This window comes from Curtobacterium sp. MCBD17_026 (genome assembly GCF_003234895.2).
Classification (GTDB): Bacteria; Actinomycetota; Actinomycetes; order Actinomycetales; family Microbacteriaceae; genus Curtobacterium; species Curtobacterium flaccumfaciens.
This window is the reverse complement of record NZ_CP126281.1, coordinates 938,701-960,492: the sequence shown is the minus strand read 5'-3', so window position 1 is coordinate 960,492 and position 21,792 is coordinate 938,701. Positions and strand designations below refer to the sequence as shown.

The window sequence follows — 21,792 nt, the reverse complement described above, 5'->3', positions numbered from 1 at the left end:
GGTGGCCTCGCGGCCCTGCACGGTGGTGGGAACCTCGCACACTCCGCCCGAGCACCTCGTGCGGTGCGAGCTTCAGCGCCGCATCGGAACGTTGGCCCTGCGCAACTCCTGCCGGAACGCGACCTCGTTCCACAGGTCGCTCCAGCCGAGCCGGACGACGCCTCGCACCACGTCGAACGACCGCTACCGGTTCTCGCGGTGCTTCTCGGCGATCACGGCATGGGCAGCCGTGCCCCCGCGTAGCATCGACGGGTCGCGGTACTTCACCTCGCCGTCGAACTCGATGACGTGGTCCCGTTCGGGCCAAGGGGACCAGGGACAGTCCGGAGCAGTGGGGAACGGTGGAAGTGCACGCATCCATCGACCGTCGCGGCAGCGGGGCACCGTGCGAGTCGGTGCGACCAGTCCGTGCACGGAACCGATCTCTCCACAGGTCCGACGGGCGCGATGGCCGAGGCTCGTCGGCTGCGAGAATGGAGCCGTGACACTTCGCACCTGGGGCTGGCTCGCAGCCGTGATCGACATCGTGCTGATCGTCCTGTTCGCACTCATCGGCCGTTCCTCGCACGGTGAATCGAACTCGGTGCTCTCGTTGTGGACGACGGTCTACCCGTTCCTGGCCGGGTGGGCGATCGCCTACGTCACGAGCGGCGCCTGGTCACGACCGCTGCGCTTCTGGCCGACCGGCGTCGTGGTGTGGGTGCTCACGGTGTTCGTCGGACTGGCGATCCGGGTCGCGACCGGTCAGGGAGACGTCGACGGCAATCCGCTGCCGATCTCGTTCGTGATCGTCGCGACGATCGTGCTCGGGGTGTTCCTGCTCGGGTGGCGCGGGATCGCTCGTCTGGTCCTGCGCGCTGCCGCACGTCGGTCGGACCGAAACGCGACCGTCGCCGGGCGCTGAACACCGCTCAGAACAGGCCCGAACGCGCCCCTTCGTCCGGCCCGTCGAACCCGCGGAACATGTCCGACACCAGCGCCTCGATCTGCGGCTCCACGAGCCGTTCGACGGCTTCGGCGATCCGCGGCCGGTGGTCGATGAGCGCCAGGCACACCGCGGTACCGGTCGACCGCGCACACTCGTCGGACAGCGCGATCTCGTGCCGGAGCGCAGCCTTCGCCTCGTCGGACAACGGCTCGCGCGGCGTCTGCTCTCCCGCACCGGTGCCGGCCAGCTCGCCCAGCGTGAACAGGAACGGCGACCCCGGCGACGGCTCGGGGTCCACGTCCAGGCCCTGGAACTCCGGCGACAACCCCTCGGCCGGCTGGTACCCCGCGTGCCGCTTCCGGGCCGCCGCCCGCTCGAGTTCACGCTGCAGCAGCGGCAGGTTCTTCGCCGTGTAGTCGTCGACGGCGTCCTCGACGATCGTCGAGATCCGCCCGATCAGCGCGTGCTGGACGGCGTGCGGCACGTCGGGTCCGAACCCGGCGGCCGCGGCGATCGGGGACCCGGTGCACTTCCGGCAGATGCGTGTGCGCGGGCGGGCGGTACCGATCTGCCAGCGCGGCAGCCAGCGCAGCCACAGGTCGACCGCGCCCCGCACGCGACCGTCGATGCCGTCCATCCCTCAACAGTAGGCCTGGAGGCGCGGATCACCCCCGGCACACCGCGCCGGTCGGGCAATCCGCCGGTTCTCAGGCCTGTGGTTCCGTCACGAAGTCGATCAGCTCCTCGACACGGCCGAGCAGCTCCGGCTCGAGGTCCGCGAAGGTGCGCACCTGCCCGAGGATCCGCTGCCACGCCCGGGCGATGTCGGCCTGCTCGGCGTGTGGCCAGCCGAGCGCCTGGCAGATGCCCGCCTTCCACTCGATCGAGCGCGGGATCGTCGGCCACGCCCGCAGCCCGACCCGCGCCGGCTTGACCGACTGCCAGACATCGACGAACGGGTGCCCGACGACGAGCACGTGCGCTCCCCACCTGCCACGCATCACGGCGTCGGCGAAGCGGGACTCCTTCGACCCGGGCACCAGGTGGTCGACCAGAACCCCGACCCGGCGCTCCCGCGTCGGCTGGAACTCCTCGAGCACGGCGGCCAGGTTGTCGACGCCGGAGAGCTCCTCGACCACGACGCCCTCGACGCGCAGGTCGGCGCCCCAGACCTTCTCGACGAGTTCCGCGTCGTGCTTGCCCTCGACCATGATGCGGCTGGGGAGCGCCACCCGAGCACGCTGCGACTCCACGGCGAACGATCCGGACGCGGTGCGGAGGCGACCACCGTCGGACGCCTGTCGCACTGCGGGCGCGCCCCCGGGCCTCCAGTCCGCATGCACGGCACCGACGGAACGAGCAGCGCCAGCACGGCCAGCGGAACCAGCAGCGCCAGCCCCAGCAGCACCCGCAGCCGACCGCCCGACCGGCGCCGACGGCCGCCCCAGCGTGACCAGCTCACCCTCGAGCAGGAACTGCCCGGTGAAGGGGAAGGAGCGCGTGCGGCCCTTCCAGTCCTCGAGCGCGATGTTGCCCGCCTCGAGCCCCACCACGGCACCGGCCCACCCGGAGTCCGGGTCCTCGAGCACCATGTCCCGTTCGAGCGGCACCTGCCGCACCTTCTTCACCCCGCGCGAGCGCCAGTCCCCCGAGAGCACATCGCCGCCGTACCGGTCGTCGTCCACCCGCACGAGGGTACTGTCGACGACGGCCCGGACGACGTCGACCGCGCCGGTTCCCCATCATCTCGACGGAAGGCCCGCCCGTGCGCGCAGCGATCATCCACGCCCCGAACGACATCCGCGTCGAGGAGCGCGACCGACCCGGGCTCCTGTCCGGCAAGGACGTCGTCGTCAAGGTCCTCGCGGCCTGCGTCTGCGGATCCGACCTCTGGCCGTACCGCGGCGTCACCGAGAGGAAGCGGCCGCGGCCGATCGGCCACGAGCTCGTCGGCGAGGTCGTCGCCGTCGGTGACGACGTCACCGGCCTGCACGAGGGCGACTTCGTCATCTCCCCCTTCACCATGAACGACGGCACCTGCCAGGCCTGCCGCCACGGCATGACCACCGGCTGCGAGCACCTGTCCGGCTTCGGCGGCACGGACGCCTACGGTGACCCCGTCGGTGGCGCACAGGCCGAGTACGTGCGGATCCCGGACGCGGACGCCACGCTCGTCGTCGTCCCCGGCCCGGTCGACCCGGCCCTGGTGCCGTCGCTGCTCACCCTGTCCGACGTCTTCTCGACGGGGCACCACGCCGCCGTGTCCGCAGCGGTCGGCCCCGGCAAGACCGTCGTCGTGGTCGGCGACGGCGCGGTCGGCCTGTCCGCCGTGCTCGCCTCGAAGCGGCTCGGCGCGGACCGCATCATCGCGATGAGCCGGCACGCCGACCGCCAGGCGCTCGCCCGCGAGTTCGGAGCGACCGACATCGTGGCCGCCCGTGGTGCCGAGGGCGTCGACGCCGTCCGGGAGCTGCTGGGTGGCGATCTGGCCGACTGCGCCGTCGAGGCCGTCGGCACCGAGGAGAGCATGGACCAGGCGCTGCACTCGGTGCGCCCCGGTGGCAACGTCGGCTTCGTCGGGGTCCCGCACGGGGTGCCGACGATCGGCACGCGCTACCTGTTCGACACGAACATCGCCATCGCGGGCGGCATGGCCCCGGCCCGGAAGTACATCCCCGAGCTGCTGCCCGACGTGCTGTCCGGCGCGATCGACCCCGGTCGCGTCTTCGACCTGGAGCTGCCGCTCGACCAGGCCGCCGAGGCCTACCGCGCGATGGACGAGCGCCGGGCCATCAAGGTGCTGCTGCGGCCGTAGCGGCGCGCGTCGCCACCGGCTGGCCGTTCGCGCTCAGCGACAGTTCACGCCTCCGCACGCCCGTGATCTGTCGCTGAGCACGAAAGGTCCGGTCGGCCCGCCCGCTCACGCGTCGCGGATCGCGAGCACCCGGTGCGGTGCGGCCGCCTCGGCCCGCCACCCGCCGGGCAGCACGTCGCGGAGTTCCGGCACGGTGAAGCTCCGGCGGATCGACCGCAGGCCGTCGACGCGGATGAACGTCCCCGCCGCCACGAGCGGCGACGCGAGCGCGTACGCCCGGTAGGCCGCCGTCGACCGCCGGATGTCCGAGTGCAGGCTGCGTCCGCTCGCGAGCTGCTCCGAGTCGGCGAGGAACCCCCGCCGCTCCTCGTCGCCCAGGTGGTGCAGCACGTGGTTCGACACGACGACGTCGAACCGCTCACCCGCCGCGACCAGGTCACCGCTCGACTGCTGCCGGAACGTCACACCGGTCGGGGACGACCGTCGTGCCGCGGCGATGGCGCGTTCGTCCGGGTCGACCCCGACGACCTCGAGGTCGAAGCCGTCGCTCGCCGCCCACCGCACCAGCGAGCGGGCCAGGTCGCCGCCGCCGCACCCCAGGTCGAGCACCCGCCCACGGCCGTTCGCCGGCAACGCGGGCACGACGTGCGAGCGCCAGGCTGCACGCCAGCCGCTCACGAGCGCGTTCACGACGGCGAAACGCCGGAACGTGCGGGCGAGCGCGCGCGGGTCGCAGTCCGGGTCGTCCATCAGTTCGGTCAGGTCGAGCGCGCGGGTGCGCAGGTCGACGGCCGGGAGGCCCGGGTCGTCTCCGGTGCGACGGCTCACGCCACGCCCGTGGTCGCGACCGGCACGCGCGCGGGCTCGACGGCCGGCACGCGCGCGGGTTCGACGGCCGGCGACGCCTCGGTCCGGACGGCGGTGAGCCGGGCGCTCTCCACCGTGAGGCCGGGGCCGAAGGCCAGCGCGACGACGGGGCTGCCGTCCTCGAGACCGGCGTCGACGGCGTCGCGCAGCACGAAGAGCACGGTGGCGCTCGACATGTTGCCGTGTTCGCGCAGCACCCGCCGGCTCGACTCCATCGCAGTGTCCGGCAGGCCGAGCGACTCCTGGGTGCGGTCGAGGATGGCCCGGCCGCCCGGGTGGACCGCCCACACCGGCACGTCCGAGGCGGGCCCGCCGTCGAGCAGCGGTTGCACGGCGCTCGGGACGTGCAGGCCGACGAGCTTCGGCACGGCGGTGGACAGGACCATCTCGAAGCCCTCGTCCCCGATGTTCCACGCCATCTCGGACGCTCCCTCGGGCACCACGGCCGTCGTGAAGTCGTCGAAGCGCAGACCGGCTCCGTCGCGGGCGACCACCGCGGCGGCCGCACCGTCGCCGAAGACGCTGTTCGCGACTATCTGGTCGGGGTCGTTCGAGGCGCGGACGTGCAGGGTGCAGAGTTCACCGCAGACCACGAGCACGACGGCGTCCGGGTCCTGGTCGACGAACGCCGCGGCGATCCGGAGCGCGGGGAACGCGGCGCAGCACCCCATGAAGCCGATGTGGTGCCGGAAGACGCCACCGGGGAGCCCGAGCTGCTCGACGACGTCGATGTCGGGCCCGGGCTGCGTGAACCCGGTGCACGACACGGTGACCAGGTGCGTGACGGACTCCGGTGCGATGCCGGCGCGTTCGACGGCGTCACGGGCGGCGGCGACGAACAGCGGCGGGGCGAGTTCGCGGTACCGGTCGTTACGGGAGCCGGTGGACGGCGAGCGCAGGGTGCCGTCGTCGTCACGGAAGGCACCACCGGCACGTGCGGAGTCGAGTTCCTCGAGCACGGTGTGCCGCTGGTCGACCGCCGACCCGTCGAACGCGGCGGGGACGAGCCGTTGACCGAGCCGCCCGAGGTCGGGTTGGGCGGAGAAGAGGTCACGCACCCGGGGCTGGTCGAGGGTCGTCTCGGGGACGGCGGTTCCGATGGCGCGGATCGTTGCGGACACGACTCATCCTGTCACCCGATCGCTGACGCGTCCCCAGGATGCACACGGCGACCGGGACGCACGGAGGGCACGGCACCGACCGGTGACGTGCCCTCCGTGGTGGGACTGCCTACGACTGCTGCGCGCGCTCCAGCACGAGTTCCCGCACGCGGGCGGCGTCGGCCTGGCCCTTCATGGCCTTCATGACCGCACCGATGATCGCGCCGGCCGCCTGGACCTTGCCGTCCTGGATCTTCGCCAGCACGTCGGGCTGCGCCTCGAGTGCTTCGTCGACCGCAGCCGTCAGGGCGGAGTCGTCCGAGACGACCTTGAGCCCGCGGGCCTCGACGACCTGGGCAGGCGAACCCTCGCCCGCGATGACGCCCTCGAGCACCTGGCGTGCCAGGCGGTCGGTCAGGTCACCGGACTCGACGAGCGCGATGACCTCGGCGACGTGCTTCGGCGACACCAGGTCACCGGGAGCGGCGTCCTGCGCGTTGGCGACGCGGCTGATCTCACCGGTCCACCACTTGCGGGCGGCCTGTGGTGCGGCGCCGGCGGCGACGGTGCCCTCGACCTCGTCGAGGAGACCGCCGTTGACGACGTCCTGGAACTCCAGGTCGGCGAAGCCCCAGTCACCCTTCAGGCGACGGCGACGTGCGACCGGGGCCTCGGGCAGCGAAGCACGGAGCTCCGCGACGACGGCCGGGTCCGGCACGACGGGCAGCAGGTCGGGTTCCGGGAAGTACCGGTAGTCGTCGGCGTCCGACTTCGGACGACCGGCCGAGGTGCGGCCGGTGTCCTCGTGCCAGTGGCGGGTCTCCTGCGTGATCGTGCCACCGGCGGCGAGGATCGCGGCCTGGCGCTGGATCTCGTAGCGGATCGCACGCTCGACGGCGCGGAACGAGTTGACGTTCTTGGTCTCGGTGCGGGTGCCGAGCTTCTCCTGCCCGCGGGGGCGCAGCGAGATGTTCGCGTCGCACCGCAGGTTGCCGCGCTCCATGCGGGCCTCGGAGACACCGAGCGCCCGGACGAGGTCGCGGATGACCTGCACGTAGGCGGCACCGAGCTCGGGGGCACGGTGCTCGGCGCCGAAGATCGGCTTCGTGACGATCTCGACCAGGGGCACACCGGCACGGTTGTAGTCGACGAGCGAGTACTCGGCGCCCTGGATGCGGCCGGTGGCACCACCGACGTGCGTCAGCTTGCCGGCGTCCTCTTCCATGTGGGCGCGCTCGATCGGGATGTTGTAGATCGTGCCGTCGGCGAGCTCGACCTCGACCTCGCCCTCGTAGGCGATGGGCTCGTCGTACTGCGAGACCTGGTAGTTCTTCGGGTTGTCCGGGTAGAAGTAGTTCTTCCGGGCGAACCGCGAGGACTCGGCGATCGAGCAGCCGAGCGCGAGCCCGAGCTGGATCGAGTACCGCACGGCCTGTGCGTTCACGACCGGCAGCGACCCGGGCAGCCCGAGGTCGACCGGGGTGACGTTCGTGTTGGGCTCGCCGCCGAAGAAGTTCGGGGCGTCCGAGAACATCTTGGTCTTCGTCGCGAGTTCGACGTGGACCTCGAAGCCGAGCACCGGCTCGTAGCGCTCGAGCGCCTCGTCGAAGTCCATCAGCGCGTCCTTCTGCGCCATCAGATCACACCTTCCTGCGCAGCGGACTGCTGACTCTGGTCGAGGTCCGGGACGGACGCGATGAGCGGCGCGCCCCACTGCTGTTCGAGCAGACGCTCGAGGGCGGCACCGTAGCGGTACAGCCGGGCGTCCTCACGCTGGGGCGCCATCAGCTGCACGCCGACGGGCAGGCCGTCCTCGGGCGCGAGGCCGTTCGGGATGCTCATGCCGGGGACGCCGGCGAGGTTCGCCGGGATCGTCGTGAGGTCGTTGAGGTACATCGCCAGCGGGTCGTCGATGCGCTCACCGATCGGGAACGCGGTCGTCGGCGCCGACGGGCTGACGAGCAGGTCGACCTGCTCGAATGCGGCCTGGAAGTCCCGCTGCACGAGCGTGCGGACCTTCTGCGCCGAGCCGTAGTACGCGTCGTAGTAGCCGGCGCTCAGGGCGTAGGTGCCGAGGATGATGCGCCGCTTGACCTCGGGCCCGAAGCCGGCTTCACGCGTGGCGGCCATGACGTCCTCGACGGTGGCACCGTTCTCGGGCGTGACCCGGAGGCCGAAGCGCACCGAGTCGAACTTGGCGAGGTTCGACGACGCCTCGGCCGGGAGGATCAGGTAGTACGCGCTGATGGCGTACGCGAACGACGGGGCGTCGATCTCGACGACGACCGCACCGGCCGACTCGAGCAGCGCGACCGTCTCCTGGAAGCGCTGGGTGACACCGGCCTGGAACCCGTCGCCCCCGGCGAGCTCCTTCACCACGCCGACGCGCAGGCCGCGGAGCGTGTCCGCCTGCAGCCCTTCGCGTGCGGCGGCGGCCATCGAGGGCCAGGCGTCCGGGATGGACGTGGAGTCCTTCGGGTCGTGCCCGCCGATGACGTCGTGCAGGAGCGCGGCGTCGAGGACGGTGCGGGACACCGGGCCGATCTGGTCGAGGCTGGACGCCAGGGCGATGGCGCCGTAGCGGCTCACCCCGCCGTAGGTCGGCTTCACGCCGACCGTGCCCGTCACGGCACCGGGCTGGCGGATGGAGCCACCCGTGTCCGAACCGAGGGCGAAGGGTGCTTCGTGCGCGGCGACCGCAGCGGCCGAGCCACCGCCGGACCCGCCGGGGATCCGGTCGAGGTCCCACGGGTTGCGGGTCGGACCGTAGGCCGAGAACTCGGTGGTCGAGCCCATCGCGAACTCGTCCATGTTGGTCTTGCCGAGCGGCACGAGGCCGGCGGCGCGGAGCTTCGCGACGGGGGTGGCGTCGTACGGCGGCACCCAGCCCTCGAGGATCTTGGACCCGGCGGTCGTGGGCATGTCCTGCGTGCACAGGACGTCCTTGACGGCGATCGGCACACCGGCGAGGGGCCCGAGGTCGTCGCCGGCGGCACGGCGGGAGTCGATCGACTTCGCCACGGCCAGGGCGTTCTCGTTGACGTGCAGGAACGCGTGCACGTCGCCGTCGACGGCGGCGATCCGGTCGAGGTGGGCCTGGGTGGCCTCGACGCTCGAGACGTCGCGCGCCACGAGGGCGTCGGCGAGCGCCGCGGCGCTCAGCTTCGTGATGTCGTCAGTCACTGTTCTTCGCCCTACTGTTCTTCGCCGAGGATGGCGGTCACGCGGAACCGTTCGCCGTCGGAGTCGGGCGCCCCGGAGAGCGCCTGCTCCTGCGTCAGCGTCGTGCCGACCACGTCGGGTCGGGTGACGTTGCCGAGCGGCACGGGGTGGCTCGTCGCCGGGACGTCGTCGGTCGCGACCTCGGCGACCTTGGCGACGCTCTCGACGATGTGCGACAGCTCCCCGGTCAGCTTCTCGATCTCGTCGGGCGTGAGTGCGATACGTGCGAGGTTCGCCAGGTGCGCGACCTGCTCGCTCGTGATGTCAGGCATGGTGCTCCGTCGATCGGTTCGTGGAATGCCCCACAGTCTATTGGCTGCGTCGGGCGCGCAGGCGCGGCTGTGGACAACGCCCCGCAAGGCCCGGTGCCGGTCCGCCGGACCGGCACCGGGCCTCCAGAGGATCACTTCCCGTTCTGGTCCCCCGCAGCCGGCACCGCCGGAGCCACCGTCGCGACGGGCGCTGGCGAAGCCGGAGCAGCCGGAGCGGCAGGCGCAGCCGTCGGCGTCGTCTGGTCGTCCTGCGCCGTCCTCTGCCCGGACGAGGACCCCGACGACGAAGAAGACGACGAAGACGACTTGCTCGCCTGTCCGATCATCGCCTGGCTCGGTGCGGGCAGCGCTCCCCCGCCGACGGTCTGGTCCAGGTACGCCATCATCGACTTCCCGACCCCGAACTTCGCGCTGTACCCGGTGGTGCCCTGCAGGAACGGCCAGTTCGCCAGGCTCACGCTCCCCTGCACGTTGCCGACCCAGGTGGCGTTCGTGTACTTCGTCGACGACGCGACCAGCCAGTTCTGCACGTCACCGTCGGTGGTGCCGGTCTTCGCGAACTTCGCCACGCTGTCCCCGGGGTTCGCACTCGCGGCCGTCCCCGACCCGGACAGCACGCCCTGCAGCGCGTAGTCGACCGTGCCCGCGACGTCCGCCGAGACACCCTGCGTGCAGGACGACGGCGTCGGGGTGATCTTCGTGCCGTCCGCATCGGTCACCGAGTCGATCGCGGTGGGCGTGCACACGATGCCGCCGTCGGCGAAGCCCGCGTAGGCCTCGGCCAGGTCGATCGGCGAGAGCTCGTTCACGCCGAGGATCGAGGACGGCGTCTGTGTCAGGTCACCGCCGTCGGCGCGGTGGATGCCCATCGACTGCGCGAGCTGGGCGATCTTGCACAGGTCGAGCTGCTTCCCCATCTGGGCGTACGCGGTGTTGATCGACTCGACCGTCGCCGCCTCGACCGACATCGACGACGGCACGCTCTCGGCGTTGGCGACGTTCCAGGTGCCGCCCGCGACGTTCTGGCAGGTGTTGGTGAACTCGGCGTTCTCGAACTGGTGCTCCGAGGTGGTGACCGAGTCGGACAGGGTGTGCCCACTGGCGAGCCACTCGGCCAGGGTGAACACCTTGTAGGTCGAGCCGGTCTGGAACCCGCCCGAGTTGCCGTACCCGGAGTCGGCGCTGTAGTTCACCGCCGTGGCGCCGGCCGCGGCGTTGTCCCCCTGCGTGTACGTGGTGTTCTGGACCATCGACATGATCCGGCCGGTGCCGGGCTCCACGGTGACGTTCGAGCCGCCGACGTCGACGCCGGCCATCGTGGCCGGCACGTAGGTGGACAGGGCGGACTGTGCCTGTCCCTGCAGGTCGAGGTCGAGCGAGGTGTGGATCTGCAGCCCCTTGGTGTCGAGCGTGGCGATGCGTGCCGCCGCGGTCTTGCCGAACGCGGGGTCCTGCAGCACCTGGTCGCGGACGTAGTCGCAGAAGTAGCCGGCGTCGTAGTTCGTCGCGGCGGTCGAGCACCCGTTCGCGGTCTCGGTGATCTTCGGCGTGACCGGCGTCGCGATCGCCTCCGTCATCTGTGCCTTCGTGATCGAGCCGTGCGCCTGCATCCGGCGGAGCACGTAGTCGCGGCGTTCCTTCGTCAGCTCGTACCCGTTGGCCGTGCCGTTGTCCTTGTCGCTCGGCACGTCGATGCGCAGGTTCGACGGGTTGTTGAGGATCGCGACGAGCGTGGCCGACTGCACGAGCGACAGGTCCTTCGCGTGCACGCCGAAGTAGTGCTCGGCCCCGGCCTCGGCACCGTAGACCCGCCCGCCGAGCCCGACGATGTTGAGGTACCCGGTCAGGATCTCGTCCTTCGAGTACTTCTTGTTCACCGCGATGGCGTACCGCATCTCCTGCAGCTTGCGCTGCGGCGTGATGCCGGCCGCGTCCTCGTAGCAGGCTTCGACCTTCTTCTCGGTGGCGGCCTGGTCCGTGCCCGTGAGCTCCTCGCACTGCTGCACCAGGACGTTCTTGACGTACTGCTGCGTGATGCTCGAGCCGCCCTGCACGTCCCCGCCGACGACGGTCGCGGCGACACCGCGGAGCGTGCCGAGCACGTCGATGCCGCCCTCGTCGTGGTAGCGCGGGTCCTCGGTGTCGATCGCCGCCTGCTTGAGCGGGTCCGCCATCTGGTCGGCCGTCACGTTCGTACGGTTCTCAGCGTAGAACGAGGCGATCTTGACCTGCTTCCCGCCCTTCTCCGCGTACACGGACGACACCTGCTGCGGGGTCTGCACGTCGAGGTAGGTCGGCAGGTCCTCGAAGAACGAGACCGCCCCGGAGGTCCCCTCTCCCACGACGGCGACCGCCGGGGTCACCGCGACGGCGACGAGCATGCCGGCGAGCACGGACATCACCACGAACATCAGGAGAGCACCAGGCCATCGCACCACACGCATGACGGCACCGTAGGCAGCAGGGCTGTACTGGTTCTGCCCTGGAACGAGTGCAGGCTGCGGTCGCGTTCAGGTTGCCCCCAGCCCGTTCCGGGGACGGGTCGCATGCGCACGCGCGTACCGATCCGGCCGGGAGGCCCGCGACGGCTCCGGCACGTCGGCCGCCGGTCACGATCGGGTCACGCCCACCGCGTCGCCACGACCGGCGGGTCCGCCCGGTCGGTCAGGGCCGCTCAGTCACGGGGCTGCAGGTCCTGCGGGCGCACGAGGTACATGTCCGGCGAGGCGCCGACGATGTCGTCACCACCCGACTTCCCGCGTCGGACCTGCTCGCGCACCAGGTCGCCGCGCCCGATGCCGATCAGGGCGACGTCGTGCAGCGATGCCGTGCCCGGCTTGAGGTAGTCGTTGTGCCCCACGGGTCGCCGGAACACGTCACCGGCCGACAGCGCGTCGGCGCCCCCGGCCAGGTCGAGCACGGTCGACCCGAACGACGCCCCACCCGGGTCGGTGCCGAAGTACCCGGAGCCCGCGATGGGGTCGCTGTGCGCACCGCCGACGAAGACCTGCCCGGTGGCGACGGCGAGGTCGGCCGCCGTCCGGACGTCGCTGCCCGGCGACCCGAGCACGGTCAGGGTGTCGGCGGTCATCCGCCCCGACGCCAGGGCCGTCATCGCCGTGGTCGACCCGTACGAGTGCGCGACGATGTTCACCCGCGGTTGGTCGCCCGCGCGGATCACGCGCAGCCCTGCGACGGTCCGTTCGAGCCGCTCCGCCCCGGTCCGTGCGAGCCCGAGCGACAGGATGTTCGACAGGTCCGGCGTCCGGTACCCCATCCACGCGACGACGGCGGCACCCGACCCGTTGCCGGTGGCGGCGAGCGGCGCCAGGGTGGCCTGCTCGCGGGACAGGTCGTTGGCGGTGTTCGTGAAGTCGGTCATCTGCCCGGTCACCGTGAAGAACATGCCCGGCACCACGACGGTGACGTCGGCCGCGGTGTCGAGGTCGCCGATGCTGATCGCCGCACGCCCGGAACCCCGGGTGTCGAGCGCCACCAGGAAGCGCCGCGGGTCGCCCGGCTCCTGCACCAGGGAGTCCCGGACCTGCCCGAGCATCGCGGCCCGGGCAGCACCGAGGTCGGCGTCGGCGAGGCCGGACGTCAGCGTCGCGCGGTTGGCCTGGTCACGGACGGCGTACGGCACGCCCTCGAGGTTCCCCACCAGGGCGGGTGCGTGCACCCGGAGCCGGTCCTGCTCGTCGGCCGGCAGGTGCGACCACCACTGCGCGACGGTCTGCGCGGGCGGCGGGTCGTCCTGCACCGTCGCCACGACACGACGGTCGGTGGCTGCGCTTCGCAGGTCGGCGGCGCCGAGTGCGCCGAGGTCCTCGACGAAGGCTCGTCCGTGCGCGGCGGCGAGGTCGTCGACCCCCACCCCCACCCCCGACGTCGACGCCGACGCCGCCGCTGGTGCCGCCGGTGCCGCCGCCGGTGCCGCCGCTGGTGCCGCCGCTGGTGCCGCCGCTGGTGCCGCCGAGAGCGTGGCGACGACGGGGTCCGCGACTGGGACGATGCGGGTCGCGGCGGTGCTGGTGACCGTGACCTGGTGCGCCGGGGGCATGCCTGGGGCCTCGATCACTCCGAGCGAGTGCACCGAGGCGGTGAGCAGAGCCGCAGCGATGAGCAGCAATCGGGTCTCCCCCGGGAAGGCCGTCCCGACGTCCCCCTGCAGACGACGGGTGATGCTCGGTCGAGTCTATGGAGATGTCCGTCGATCATCCATGCGCGATGCAACTTGTCCCCCGAACTGGGCACGTCCGACGGCGCGCGGCGCTCAGCGGATGCGACCGGGCGTGCTGTGCTTCCCGCTCAGTCCTCGGTCGTCGGCGCTTCCGGTTCGGTGAGCGCCGCCGGCCCCTCGGTCACGAGCAGGTGGAACTGCTCGGCGTCGATGATCCGGACGCCCAGCTGCTCGGCCTTCGTGAGCTTCGAACCGGCACCCGGACCGGCGGCCACGAAGTCGGTCTTCTTGCTCACGCTCGAGGCCGCCTTGCCGCCGGCGGTGATGATCGCCTCTTGTGCACCTTCTCGCGTGTAGCCCTCGAGTGACCCGGTCGCGACGACGGTGACGCCGCTCAGCACGCCGCCCTCGACGTCGGCACTGCCCGGGCCGGGGTGGCCCGGGGTGGCGAACTGCACGCCGGCCGCGGTCCAGCGGTCGATGATCTCGCGGTGCCAGTCGACGTCGAACCAGGCGAGCAGGGCGTCGGCGATGATGCCACCCACCCCGTCGACGGCCGCGAGGTCCTCGCGCGAGGCCGACCGGATCGCGTCGAGGGAGCCGAAGTGGTTCGCCAGGGCTCGGGCGGCGACGGGTCCGACGTGGCGGATGCTCAGGCCGACCAGGATCCGCCACAGGGGCTTCGTCTTCGCGGCGTCGATGTTCGCGAGCATCTCGAACGCGTTCTTCGACGGGTAGCGACTTGGCTCACCGGTGTAGTCGGCGCCCCGCGCCTCGGGGTCGAACGGCGGGTCGGTCTTCTTGCGCGCCCGGCTGAACGGTGTGACGCGCTTCGGGGTGCCGTCGTCGTCGACCTTCTCCATGCCCGTCTCGGCGTCGCGGACGATGACCTCGATCGGGACGATGTCCTGCATGGTCAGGTCGAACAGTCCGGCCTCGGTGACGAGCGGCGGGGTCTCCGGGCGGAGCGGCTGCGTGAGCGCCGCGGCCGCGACCTCGCCGAGCCCCTCGATGTCGAGTGACCCGCGCGAGGCGATGTGCTCGACCCGACCGCGCACCTGTGCCGGGCAACTCTTCGCGTTCGGGCAGCGCAGGTCGATGTCGCCTTCCTTCGCGGGGGCGAGCTCGGTGCCGCATTCCGGGCAGTTCGTCGGCATCACGAACTCGCGCTCGGAGCCGTCCCGGAGCTCGACCACCGGGCCGAGCACCTCGGGGATGACGTCGCCGGCCTTCCGCAGCACGACGGTGTCGCCGATCAGCACACCCTTCGCCTTGACGACCTGCTGGTTGTGCAGCGTGGCCTGGCGGACGACGGACCCGGCGACCTCGGCCGGGGCCATCACCGCGAACGGGGTGGCACGGCCGGTGCGGCCGACGCTGACCACGATGTCCGTGAGCGTCGTGTGCACTTCTTCCGGCGGGTACTTGTAGGCGATCGCCCATCGCGGCGCCCGTGATGTCGACCCGAGTTCCTCGTGCAGGGCGAGGTCGTCGACCTTCACGACGACACCGTCGATCTGGTGCTCGACGGCCGAGCGGCGCTCCCCCGTGGTCCGGACGAAGCCGTTGACCTCGTCGATGGTGTCGAACACCCGGTAGTGGCTGCTCGTCGGGAGCCCCCAGGTCTGCAGCAGCTCGTACACCTCGGACTGGCTGCGGACGTCGGTGCCCTGCTCGAGTTCACGCACGGGCCACGCGCCGATGCCGTGCACGAGCATCCGCAGACGTCGCAGCCGGTCGACCATCAGGGCACGCTTCGCCTCGGACTTGCCCTCTTCCTTCTGGCGGAGGGACCCGGCGGCGGCGTTGCGCGGGTTGGCGAACACACGCTCCCCCGCCTCGCGCTGGTTCGCGTTGAGCTCGTCGAACTCGGCGACCGGGAAGAAGATCTCGCCCCGGACCTCGACCAGGGGCGGGTGCCCGGTGCCCGACAGGCGGTCCGGGATCGTGCCCATCGTGCGGACGTTGCCGGTGACGTCCTCGCCGACCACGCCGTCACCGCGGGTGGCGGCCGAGACGAGCCGACCGTGCTGGTACCGCAGGTTGATCGCCAGGCCGTCGATCTTCAGCTCGGTCAGGAACCGCACCCGCTCGGCGCCGGCGTCCCGCTGCACCTTGAGGGCCCACTCGGTGAGCTCGTCGGGGCTGAAGACGTTGTCGAGCGAGAGCATGCGCTCGGCGTGCTCGACCGGTGCGAACTGCGTCGTCTGCGCCTGCCCGCCCACGGTCTGCGTCGGGCTGTCGGGCGTCAGGAGTTCCGGGAACCGCCGTTCGATCGCGTCGAGGCGGTGCACCAGGGCGTCGTAGTCGGCGTCCGACAGGGGCGAGGCGTTGCCCTCGTAGTAGTCGTGGCGCAGCTCGTTGACGCGGGCGCGCAACCGGTCGACCTCGCGCGCGGCCTGGGCGGCGTCGAGCCCGTCGGGGGCGATGGTCTCGAACGTCGCGTCGGTCTCGCTCATGGCATCAGTTCTACCGTGCACCACCGACGCGGCGTGCAGCGAGCGTGCGCCCCGGGAGCGGCGGGGTCAGGCGTCGACGGGGACGGCGCTGACCGTGGTGTCGATCGTGCACTGGCCGAGCACCCGCGTACCGACGTAGACCACGGCGGTCTGCCCGGGAGCGACACCGTGCAGCGGCTCGTCGACGTCGATGACGAGCACGTCGTCCTGCACCCGGGCGGTCGCGGGCACCGGGTCGGCGTGCGCGCGGATCTGCACGTCGCAGGCGAACGGCGTCGCGGGGTCGGCGGGGGCCGTGCCCGCCCAGGTGAACCGCGAGCCGGACATCGAGGTGACGGCGAGGGCTTCTTTCGGGCCGACGACGACGGTGTTGTCCTTCGGACGGATCTCGAGCACGAACCGGGGCTTGCCGTCGGGTGCCGGGCGGCCGAGGGCCAGGCCGCGGCGCTGTCCGACGGTGTAGCCGGTCGCGCCCTCGTGCGAACCGACGACCGTGCCGTCGCGCTCGACCACGTCCCCGGGGGCGGTGCCGACGCGGTCCGCCAGCCAGCCACGGGTGTCGCCGTCCGGGATGAAGCAGATGTCGTAGGAGTCCGGCTTCTGGGCGACCGTCAGCCCGCGCTCGGCGGCCTCGGCCCGGACCTCGTCCTTCGACGGGGTGGCTCCGAGCGGGAACATCGCGTGCTGCAGCTGCTCGGCGGTCAGGACCCCGAGCACGTACGACTGGTCCTTCGCCCACGCGGCCGACCGGTGCAGTTCACGGGAGCCGTCGGGACCGGTGACGATCGAGGCGTAGTGCCCGGTCGCGACGGCGTCGAACCCCAGGGCGAGCGCCTTCTCGAGCAGCGCCGCGAACTTGATCCGCTCGTTGCAGCGCATGCAGGGGTTCGGGGTGCGGCCGGCCTGGTACTCGGCCACGAAGTCGTCGACGACGTCCTCCTTGAACCGGGCCGAGAAGTCCCACACGTAGTAGGGGATCCCGAGCGCCGACGCGGCGCGCTGGGCGTCCATCGAGTCCTCGATGGTGCAGCACCCGCGGCTGCCGGTGCGCAGGGTGCCGGGCATCCGGCTCAGGGCCAGGTGCACGCCCACCACGTCGTGGCCGGCGTCGACCGCCCGGGCTGCGGCCACCGCCGAGTCGACACCACCGCTCATCGCCGCAAGAACACGCATGCCTCCAGGGTAACCCGCCGACGAAGCGGTACCGCTGGCGTACCGTTGGTCGGGCGATGGCCACGACGGGGAACGACTCATTCGACTTCCGGTCCGTCCTGCTGTCCGGGTTCCTGCCCGCCGCGCTGTTCGCGATCGGCGAGGGTGCGATCATCCCGATCATCCCGATCGCGGCCGACTCCCTCGGCGCCAGCCTGGCGTTCGCGGGCTTCGTCGCCTCGCTCATCCTGGTCGGGGAGCTCATCGGCGACGTGCCGTCCGGCATCGTCGTCGCCCGCATCGGTGAGCGGAACGCGATGATCGGCGCCGCGCTCGTCTCGGTGGTCGGGCTCGTCGTCGCCACGACGGCCGCGAACGCCTGGGTCCTGGCGCTCGGGGTGTTCCTGGTCGGCGTCTCCACCGCGGTGTTCGCACTCGCCCGGCACGCCTACATGACCACCGCGATCCCCCTGCGGATCCGGGCACGGGCGCTGTCGAGCCTGGGCGGCGTCTTCCGCTTCGGCTACTTCGTCGGACCGTTCATCGCCGCCGGCGTCATCCACCTGACCGGGACCACCAGCAGCGCCTTCTGGATCCACGTCGTCTGCTGCCTGGCGGCGGCGACCGTGCTCCTGGTGCTGCGCGACCCGGCGACGGGCACACGCGGCCTGCGGTTGCCACCACGGGCCTCCCGGCTGTCGGCCGACCACGCGACGGACGCGAGCCACCAGGCGACCGAACCGCCCGCCGACACCGGCGCGCAGTTCGTCCAGCAGGAGGCGCAGGGCCTCTTCCGCACCATCCGCGCGAACGGGGCGGTCCTGCTGCGGCTCGGCAGCGGAGCAGGCCTGATCGGCGCCATGCGCGCCGGGCGGCAGGTGATCCTGCCGCTCTGGGCGGTGAGCGTCGGCCTCGACGACTCGACCGCGGCGCTCGTGATCGGCATCGCCGGAGCCGTCGACTTCGCGCTCTTCTACACGAGCGGGCAGATCATGGACCGGTGGGGACGGCTCGCGAGCGCGCTGCCCTGCATGCTCGGCCTGAGCATCAGCTACTTCCTGCTCGCCTGGAGCGGCCACCTGGACGCCCGGGTCGGCTGGTTCGTCGCGATCGCGATGGGCATGTCCCTGGCCAACGGGGTCGGTTCCGGCATCCTCATGACGCTCGGCGCGGACCTCGCACCGCGCGACGCCCCGGCACCGTTCCTGGGAGCCTGGCGGTTCACCGGCGACTTCGGGTCGGCGGCGGCACCGCTCCTCATCTCCGGCGTGACCGCCGTCGCGTCCATCGCGGTCGCCAGCGGGGTGATGGGCGTGCTCGGCCTGGTCGGCGCGGGCATCCTGCTCCGGTACGTCCCCCGGTACCTGCCGCGCCCGCTGCGCTGACACACGGCGGCGCCTGCGTACCGCGCACGGTCCGCACCACGGCCTGGAGGCCCGGCGCACGTCCGCCCCGTACCCCGCGCTCGGTAGACTGCCGCTGCTCGCGGGAGTGGTGGAATCGGTAGACACGCAGGATTTAGGTTCCTGTGCCCCAGGCGTGAGGGTTCGAGTCCCTCCTTCCGCACCGAGTCCCTCCTGCCGCACCGTTGCGGTCATCCGCACGCCTCGAGCGGGTCAGCCCTGCGAGGGATGGCCCGGTCACTTCCGGGCGGTACCCTCGTCCCGCGGGAGTCCTCCCCGTGACCCCCGCCTCCACGACCGGAAGAACCATGCACTCCGTCGCACTCGCTCTGATCCCGTGGCTCGATCCGCAGTACATCCTCGACCACTTCGGGGCCATCGCCGTGCTCGTGGTCTGCGGGATCGTGTTCGCCGAGACCGGTCTGCTCATCGGCTTCATCTTCCCGGGCGACAGCCTGCTGGTCATCACCGGCCTGTTCGCTTTCGACCGCGGCGGCGAGATCGGCGGCATCCCGGTGTGGGTCGCGGCGCTGATGATCGGCGCCGCCGCGTTCCTCGGCGGTGAGCTCGGCTACTACATCGGCAAGAAGGCCGGGCCACCGATCTTCGAGCGCAAGGACAGCGGGCTCTTCTCGAAGGCGAACGTCGAGCGCACCAACGCGTTCTTCCACCGCTTCGGCCCCCTCGCCGTGATCCTGGCGCGCTTCGTGCCGGTCGTCCGCACCTTCGCCCCGATCGCCGCGGGCGTCGGCCGGATGGACTACAAGAAGTACTCGCTCTACAACGCGATCGGCGCCGTGGTCTGGGGCGTCGGCGTGACGTTCCTCGGGTACTTCATCGGCCACATCCCCTTCGTGGCGCACATCGTCCGCGAGTACATCGACATCATCCTGCTGGCCGCGGTCGTCGTGACCGTCGTGCCGATGGCGCTGACGTACCTGCGCAACGCCCGCAAGGCGAAGCACACGAACGAGGCCGAGGCCACCACGGCCCCGACGATCGACCCGACGCTCTAGCCGCAGCACCGGCTGTACCGGCGCTCCCGCGCTCCAGCGCACGACCGAAGTCGCCCCGAACCACGTGATCACGTGGTCCGGGGCGACTCCGGTTGTGCGGAACGGAAAGAGCGCTGGCGCTCAGACGCCGAAGTGCTCCCGAACTATCGGCGCGATCCCCCGGAACGCCTTGCTGCGGTGCGACAGGGCGTTCTTCTCGTCGCGGGTGAGTTCCGCCGACGAGCGGTCGGCGTCGTCCGGTCGGAACACCGGGTCGTAGCCGTGCCCGCCGTCGCCGACGGGCTCGGTCAGCACCTCGCCGTTCCAGACCGCCTCGACCACGTGCTCCTGACCGTCGGGCGTCACGAAGGCTGCTGCGCACACGAACGCGGCGGTCCGCTCGACGACACCCTGCAGGTTCGTGAGCAGCAGCGCGATGTTGTCGGCGTCCGAGCGGGTGCCGGCGTACCGGGCCGAGTGGATGCCCGGTGCGCCCCCGAGGGCGTCGACCGCGATCCCGGAGTCGTCGGCGAGCGCCGGCAGCCCCGTGTGCGCGACGGCGGCACGCGCCTTGATCAGGGCGTTCGCCGCGTAGCTGTCGCCGTCCTCGACAGGCTCGGGGCCGTCGTACCCGACGAGTTCGACACCCTCGCCCAGCGCCGACCCGAGGATCTCGCGCAGTTCGACGACCTTGCCCTGGTTGTGGGTGGCCAGCACCACCTCGCGGGACGTCACGCCAGACCCAGGACCGAACGCTGGATCGCTGCGAGCGACTGGTTGCCGGCCAGGCCGAGGTCGAGCAGGACGTTCAGCTCGTCACGGTCGAACGGCGCGTGCTCGGCGGTGCCCTGCACCTCGATGAACTTGCCCGACCCCGTCGTGACGATGTTCATGTCGGTGTCCGCGGCGGAGTCCTCGGTGTAGGCCAGGTCGAGCATCGGCTCCCCCTTGACGATGCCGACCGAGATCGCCTGCACGCTGTCGGTGAGCGGCGTGGCCTTCTTCGCGATGAAGCCCTTGGCGCGGCCCCACTCGATCGCGTCGGCCATCGCCACGTACGCACCCGTGATCGACGCCGTGCGGGTGCCGCCGTCGGCCTGCAGCACGTCGCAGTCGATGACGAGGGTGTTCTCGCCCAGGGCCTTCGTGTCGACGACCGCGCGGAGCGAACGCCCGATCAGGCGGGAGATCTCGTGCGTGCGACCGCCGACCTTGCCCTTGATGGACTCGCGCTGCATGCGCTCGTTGGTCGACCGCGGCAGCATCGAGTACTCGGCGGTGACCCACCCGGTGCCCTTGCCGGCGAGCCAGCGGGGCACGCCGTTGGTGAACGACGCGGTGCAGAGCACCTTGGTGTTGCCGAAGGAGATGAGCGCGCTGCCCTCGGCCTGCGTGCTCCACCCCCGCTCGATGGTGACGGGACGGTGGTCGGTGGCGGTGCGGCCGTCGACGCGGAGGTTGTCGGTCATGGGGTCCTTTCGGTGCGGGGCAGCGTGATGGCCCCCGTCTGGAGGTGGCCGACGCTCGAGACCTCGGGGCCGAGGAAGCGCCGGGCGAGCCGGATGAAGCCGTTCTTGTCGTCGCCCGTCGCCTCGAACGAGTACGTCGGGGCGGTGGTCGCGGTGCGCTCGAGCCCGTGCTCCACGAGCCGGCGGTAGACGTCGTTCGCGGTCTCCTCGGCGCTGGAGACGAGCGTGACCTCCGGACCCATGACGAACTGGATCGCGGCGGACATGAGCGGGTAGTGGGTGCAGCCGAGCACGAGGGTGTCGACGTCGGCGGCACGGATCGGGTCGAGGTACCCGGCCGCGATCTCGCGCAGCGACGGCGACGAGGTGTCCCCCGCCTCGACGAACTCGACGAACCGGGGGCACGCGGCGGTGGTCAGCGTGACGTCGGCGGCGACCGCGAAGGCGTCCTCGTAGGCGCGCGACGCGATGGTGCCGACGGTGCCGATGACCCCGATGCGGCCCGTGCGGGTCTGCTTGACGGCGGCGCGGGCCGCGGGCTGGATGACCTCGACCACGGGGATGCCGTACGCCTGCTCGTACCGTTCGCGGGCGTCGCGGAGCACGGCGGACGAGGCGGTGTTGCACGCGATCACCAGGGCCTTCACGCCCTGCTCGACCAGGTCGTCCATGACCTCGAGCGCGTAGCGGCGGACGTCAGCGATGGGCTTCGGGCCGTAGGGCGAGTGCACGGTGTCGCCGACGTACCGGATGCTCTCGCGCGGGAGCTGGTCGATGATGGCGCGGGCCACGGTGAGGCCGCCGACCCCGCTGTCGAAGACTCCGATCGGTGCATCCGTCACGGCACCAGCGTACCGACGCTCGCCGACGAGCCCGGACGCGACCACGCGCGCCACCCAGGCCGGGCGCCCGAGGTGATCCGGCCCTCCC

18 protein-coding genes and 1 tRNA gene are annotated in these 21,792 nt (G+C 71.7%); 5 read left to right on the top strand and 14 right to left on the bottom strand.

The features are described from left to right. The first annotated feature begins 481 nt into the window (after positions 1–481). On the top strand, positions 482–904 hold the full coding sequence (locus DEI85_RS04565) for a DUF3054 domain-containing protein (protein WP_111192599.1): 423 nt from the start codon (positions 482–484) through the stop codon (positions 902–904). Between the two features lie 7 nt (positions 905–911). Here DEI85_RS04565 and DEI85_RS04560 read toward each other — a convergent pair whose 3' ends face one another. After that, on the bottom strand, positions 912–1,565 hold the full coding sequence (locus DEI85_RS04560; protein ID WP_110862720.1) for a spermidine/putrescine ABC transporter substrate-binding protein: 654 nt from the start codon (positions 1,563–1,565) through the stop codon (positions 912–914). A 70-nt stretch (positions 1,566–1,635) separates the two neighbouring features. Then, positions 1,636–2,613: a DUF3097 domain-containing protein gene (locus DEI85_RS04555; RefSeq protein WP_111090626.1), complete on the bottom strand. Its 978-nt coding sequence runs from the start codon at positions 2,611–2,613 to the stop codon at positions 1,636–1,638. Positions 2,614–2,693: 80 nt separating this feature from the next. Between DEI85_RS04555 and DEI85_RS04550 the strand changes: the two genes are divergently transcribed. Continuing rightward, a complete protein-coding gene (locus DEI85_RS04550; protein WP_111124219.1) occupies positions 2,694–3,743 on the top strand; it encodes a zinc-dependent alcohol dehydrogenase family protein in 1,050 nt (349 codons plus the stop codon). A 105-nt stretch (positions 3,744–3,848) separates the two neighbouring features. On the opposite strand, the gene DEI85_RS04545 is transcribed toward DEI85_RS04550, so the two are convergent. The 9 genes from DEI85_RS04545 to mnmA all read right to left on the bottom strand — a co-directional run bounded on the left by DEI85_RS04545 (position 3,849) and on the right by mnmA (position 17,016). Next, positions 3,849–4,571 (bottom strand): methyltransferase domain-containing protein, encoded by a 723-nt coding sequence (locus DEI85_RS04545; protein ID WP_111124218.1) that lies wholly within the window; start codon positions 4,569–4,571, stop codon positions 3,849–3,851. Then, entirely contained in the window at positions 4,568–5,731 is a 1,164-nt protein-coding gene (locus DEI85_RS04540; protein WP_111124217.1) for a type III polyketide synthase, read from the bottom strand. The genes DEI85_RS04545 and DEI85_RS04540 overlap by 4 nt, the downstream gene beginning before the upstream one ends. A 109-nt stretch (positions 5,732–5,840) precedes the next feature. Then, complete coding sequence (gene gatB, locus DEI85_RS04535; protein ID WP_111124216.1) at positions 5,841–7,346, bottom strand: Asp-tRNA(Asn)/Glu-tRNA(Gln) amidotransferase subunit GatB; 1,506 nt, start codon at positions 7,344–7,346, stop codon at positions 5,841–5,843. Next, positions 7,346–8,893 (bottom strand): Asp-tRNA(Asn)/Glu-tRNA(Gln) amidotransferase subunit GatA, encoded by a 1,548-nt coding sequence (gene gatA / locus DEI85_RS04530; RefSeq protein WP_111090630.1) that lies wholly within the window; start codon positions 8,891–8,893, stop codon positions 7,346–7,348. Before gatA ends, gatB begins: the two co-directional genes overlap by 1 nt. 11 nt (positions 8,894–8,904) lie before the next feature. Continuing rightward, a complete protein-coding gene (gene gatC / locus DEI85_RS04525) occupies positions 8,905–9,204 on the bottom strand; it encodes an Asp-tRNA(Asn)/Glu-tRNA(Gln) amidotransferase subunit GatC (protein ID WP_017887005.1) in 300 nt (99 codons plus the stop codon). 131 nt (positions 9,205–9,335) lie between these two features. Continuing rightward, positions 9,336–11,648: a transglycosylase domain-containing protein gene (locus DEI85_RS04520; protein ID WP_111124215.1), complete on the bottom strand. Its 2,313-nt coding sequence runs from the start codon at positions 11,646–11,648 to the stop codon at positions 9,336–9,338. A 230-nt stretch (positions 11,649–11,878) separates the two neighbouring features. Further along, positions 11,879–13,333 carry an alpha/beta hydrolase gene (locus DEI85_RS04515; protein ID WP_111124214.1) on the bottom strand — a complete coding sequence of 485 codons (1,455 nt, stop codon included), beginning with the start codon at positions 13,331–13,333 and terminating at the stop codon, positions 11,879–11,881. A gap of 179 nt (positions 13,334–13,512) precedes the next feature. Further along, positions 13,513–15,843 (bottom strand): NAD-dependent DNA ligase LigA, encoded by a 2,331-nt coding sequence (ligA, locus tag DEI85_RS04510; RefSeq protein ID WP_111124213.1) that lies wholly within the window; start codon positions 15,841–15,843, stop codon positions 13,513–13,515. Positions 15,844–15,909: 66 nt separating this feature from the next. Then, positions 15,910–17,016 carry a tRNA 2-thiouridine(34) synthase MnmA gene (mnmA, locus tag DEI85_RS04505; RefSeq protein WP_027464605.1) on the bottom strand — a complete coding sequence of 369 codons (1,107 nt, stop codon included), beginning with the start codon at positions 17,014–17,016 and terminating at the stop codon, positions 15,910–15,912. 56 nt (positions 17,017–17,072) lie between these two features. On the opposite strand from mnmA, the gene DEI85_RS04500 reads away from it, so the two are divergent. The 3 genes from DEI85_RS04500 (at position 17,073) to DEI85_RS04490 (ending at position 19,414) form a co-directional block, all read left to right on the top strand. Then, positions 17,073–18,380, top strand: coding sequence for an MFS transporter (locus DEI85_RS04500; RefSeq protein ID WP_111090634.1), 1,308 nt, complete (start codon positions 17,073–17,075; stop codon positions 18,378–18,380). A gap of 100 nt (positions 18,381–18,480) precedes the next feature. After that, a tRNA-Leu gene (locus DEI85_RS04495) sits at positions 18,481–18,561 on the top strand. A gap of 145 nt (positions 18,562–18,706) precedes the next feature. After that, a complete protein-coding gene (locus DEI85_RS04490) occupies positions 18,707–19,414 on the top strand; it encodes a DedA family protein (RefSeq protein WP_111124212.1) in 708 nt (235 codons plus the stop codon). 120 nt (positions 19,415–19,534) lie between these two features. Here DEI85_RS04490 and rdgB read toward each other — a convergent pair whose 3' ends face one another. The 3 genes from rdgB to murI are packed head-to-tail and all read right to left on the bottom strand — an operon-like array spanning position 19,535 to position 21,704. Then, positions 19,535–20,128: an RdgB/HAM1 family non-canonical purine NTP pyrophosphatase gene (rdgB, locus tag DEI85_RS04485; RefSeq protein WP_027464602.1), complete on the bottom strand. Its 594-nt coding sequence runs from the start codon at positions 20,126–20,128 to the stop codon at positions 19,535–19,537. Continuing rightward, positions 20,125–20,862 carry a ribonuclease PH gene (gene rph, locus DEI85_RS04480; protein WP_027464601.1) on the bottom strand — a complete coding sequence of 246 codons (738 nt, stop codon included), beginning with the start codon at positions 20,860–20,862 and terminating at the stop codon, positions 20,125–20,127. Before rph ends, rdgB begins: the two co-directional genes overlap by 4 nt. Next, positions 20,859–21,704, bottom strand: coding sequence for a glutamate racemase (murI, locus tag DEI85_RS04475; RefSeq protein ID WP_027464600.1), 846 nt, complete (start codon positions 21,702–21,704; stop codon positions 20,859–20,861). Before murI ends, rph begins: the two co-directional genes overlap by 4 nt. Between the last annotated feature and the right edge of the window lie 88 nt (positions 21,705–21,792).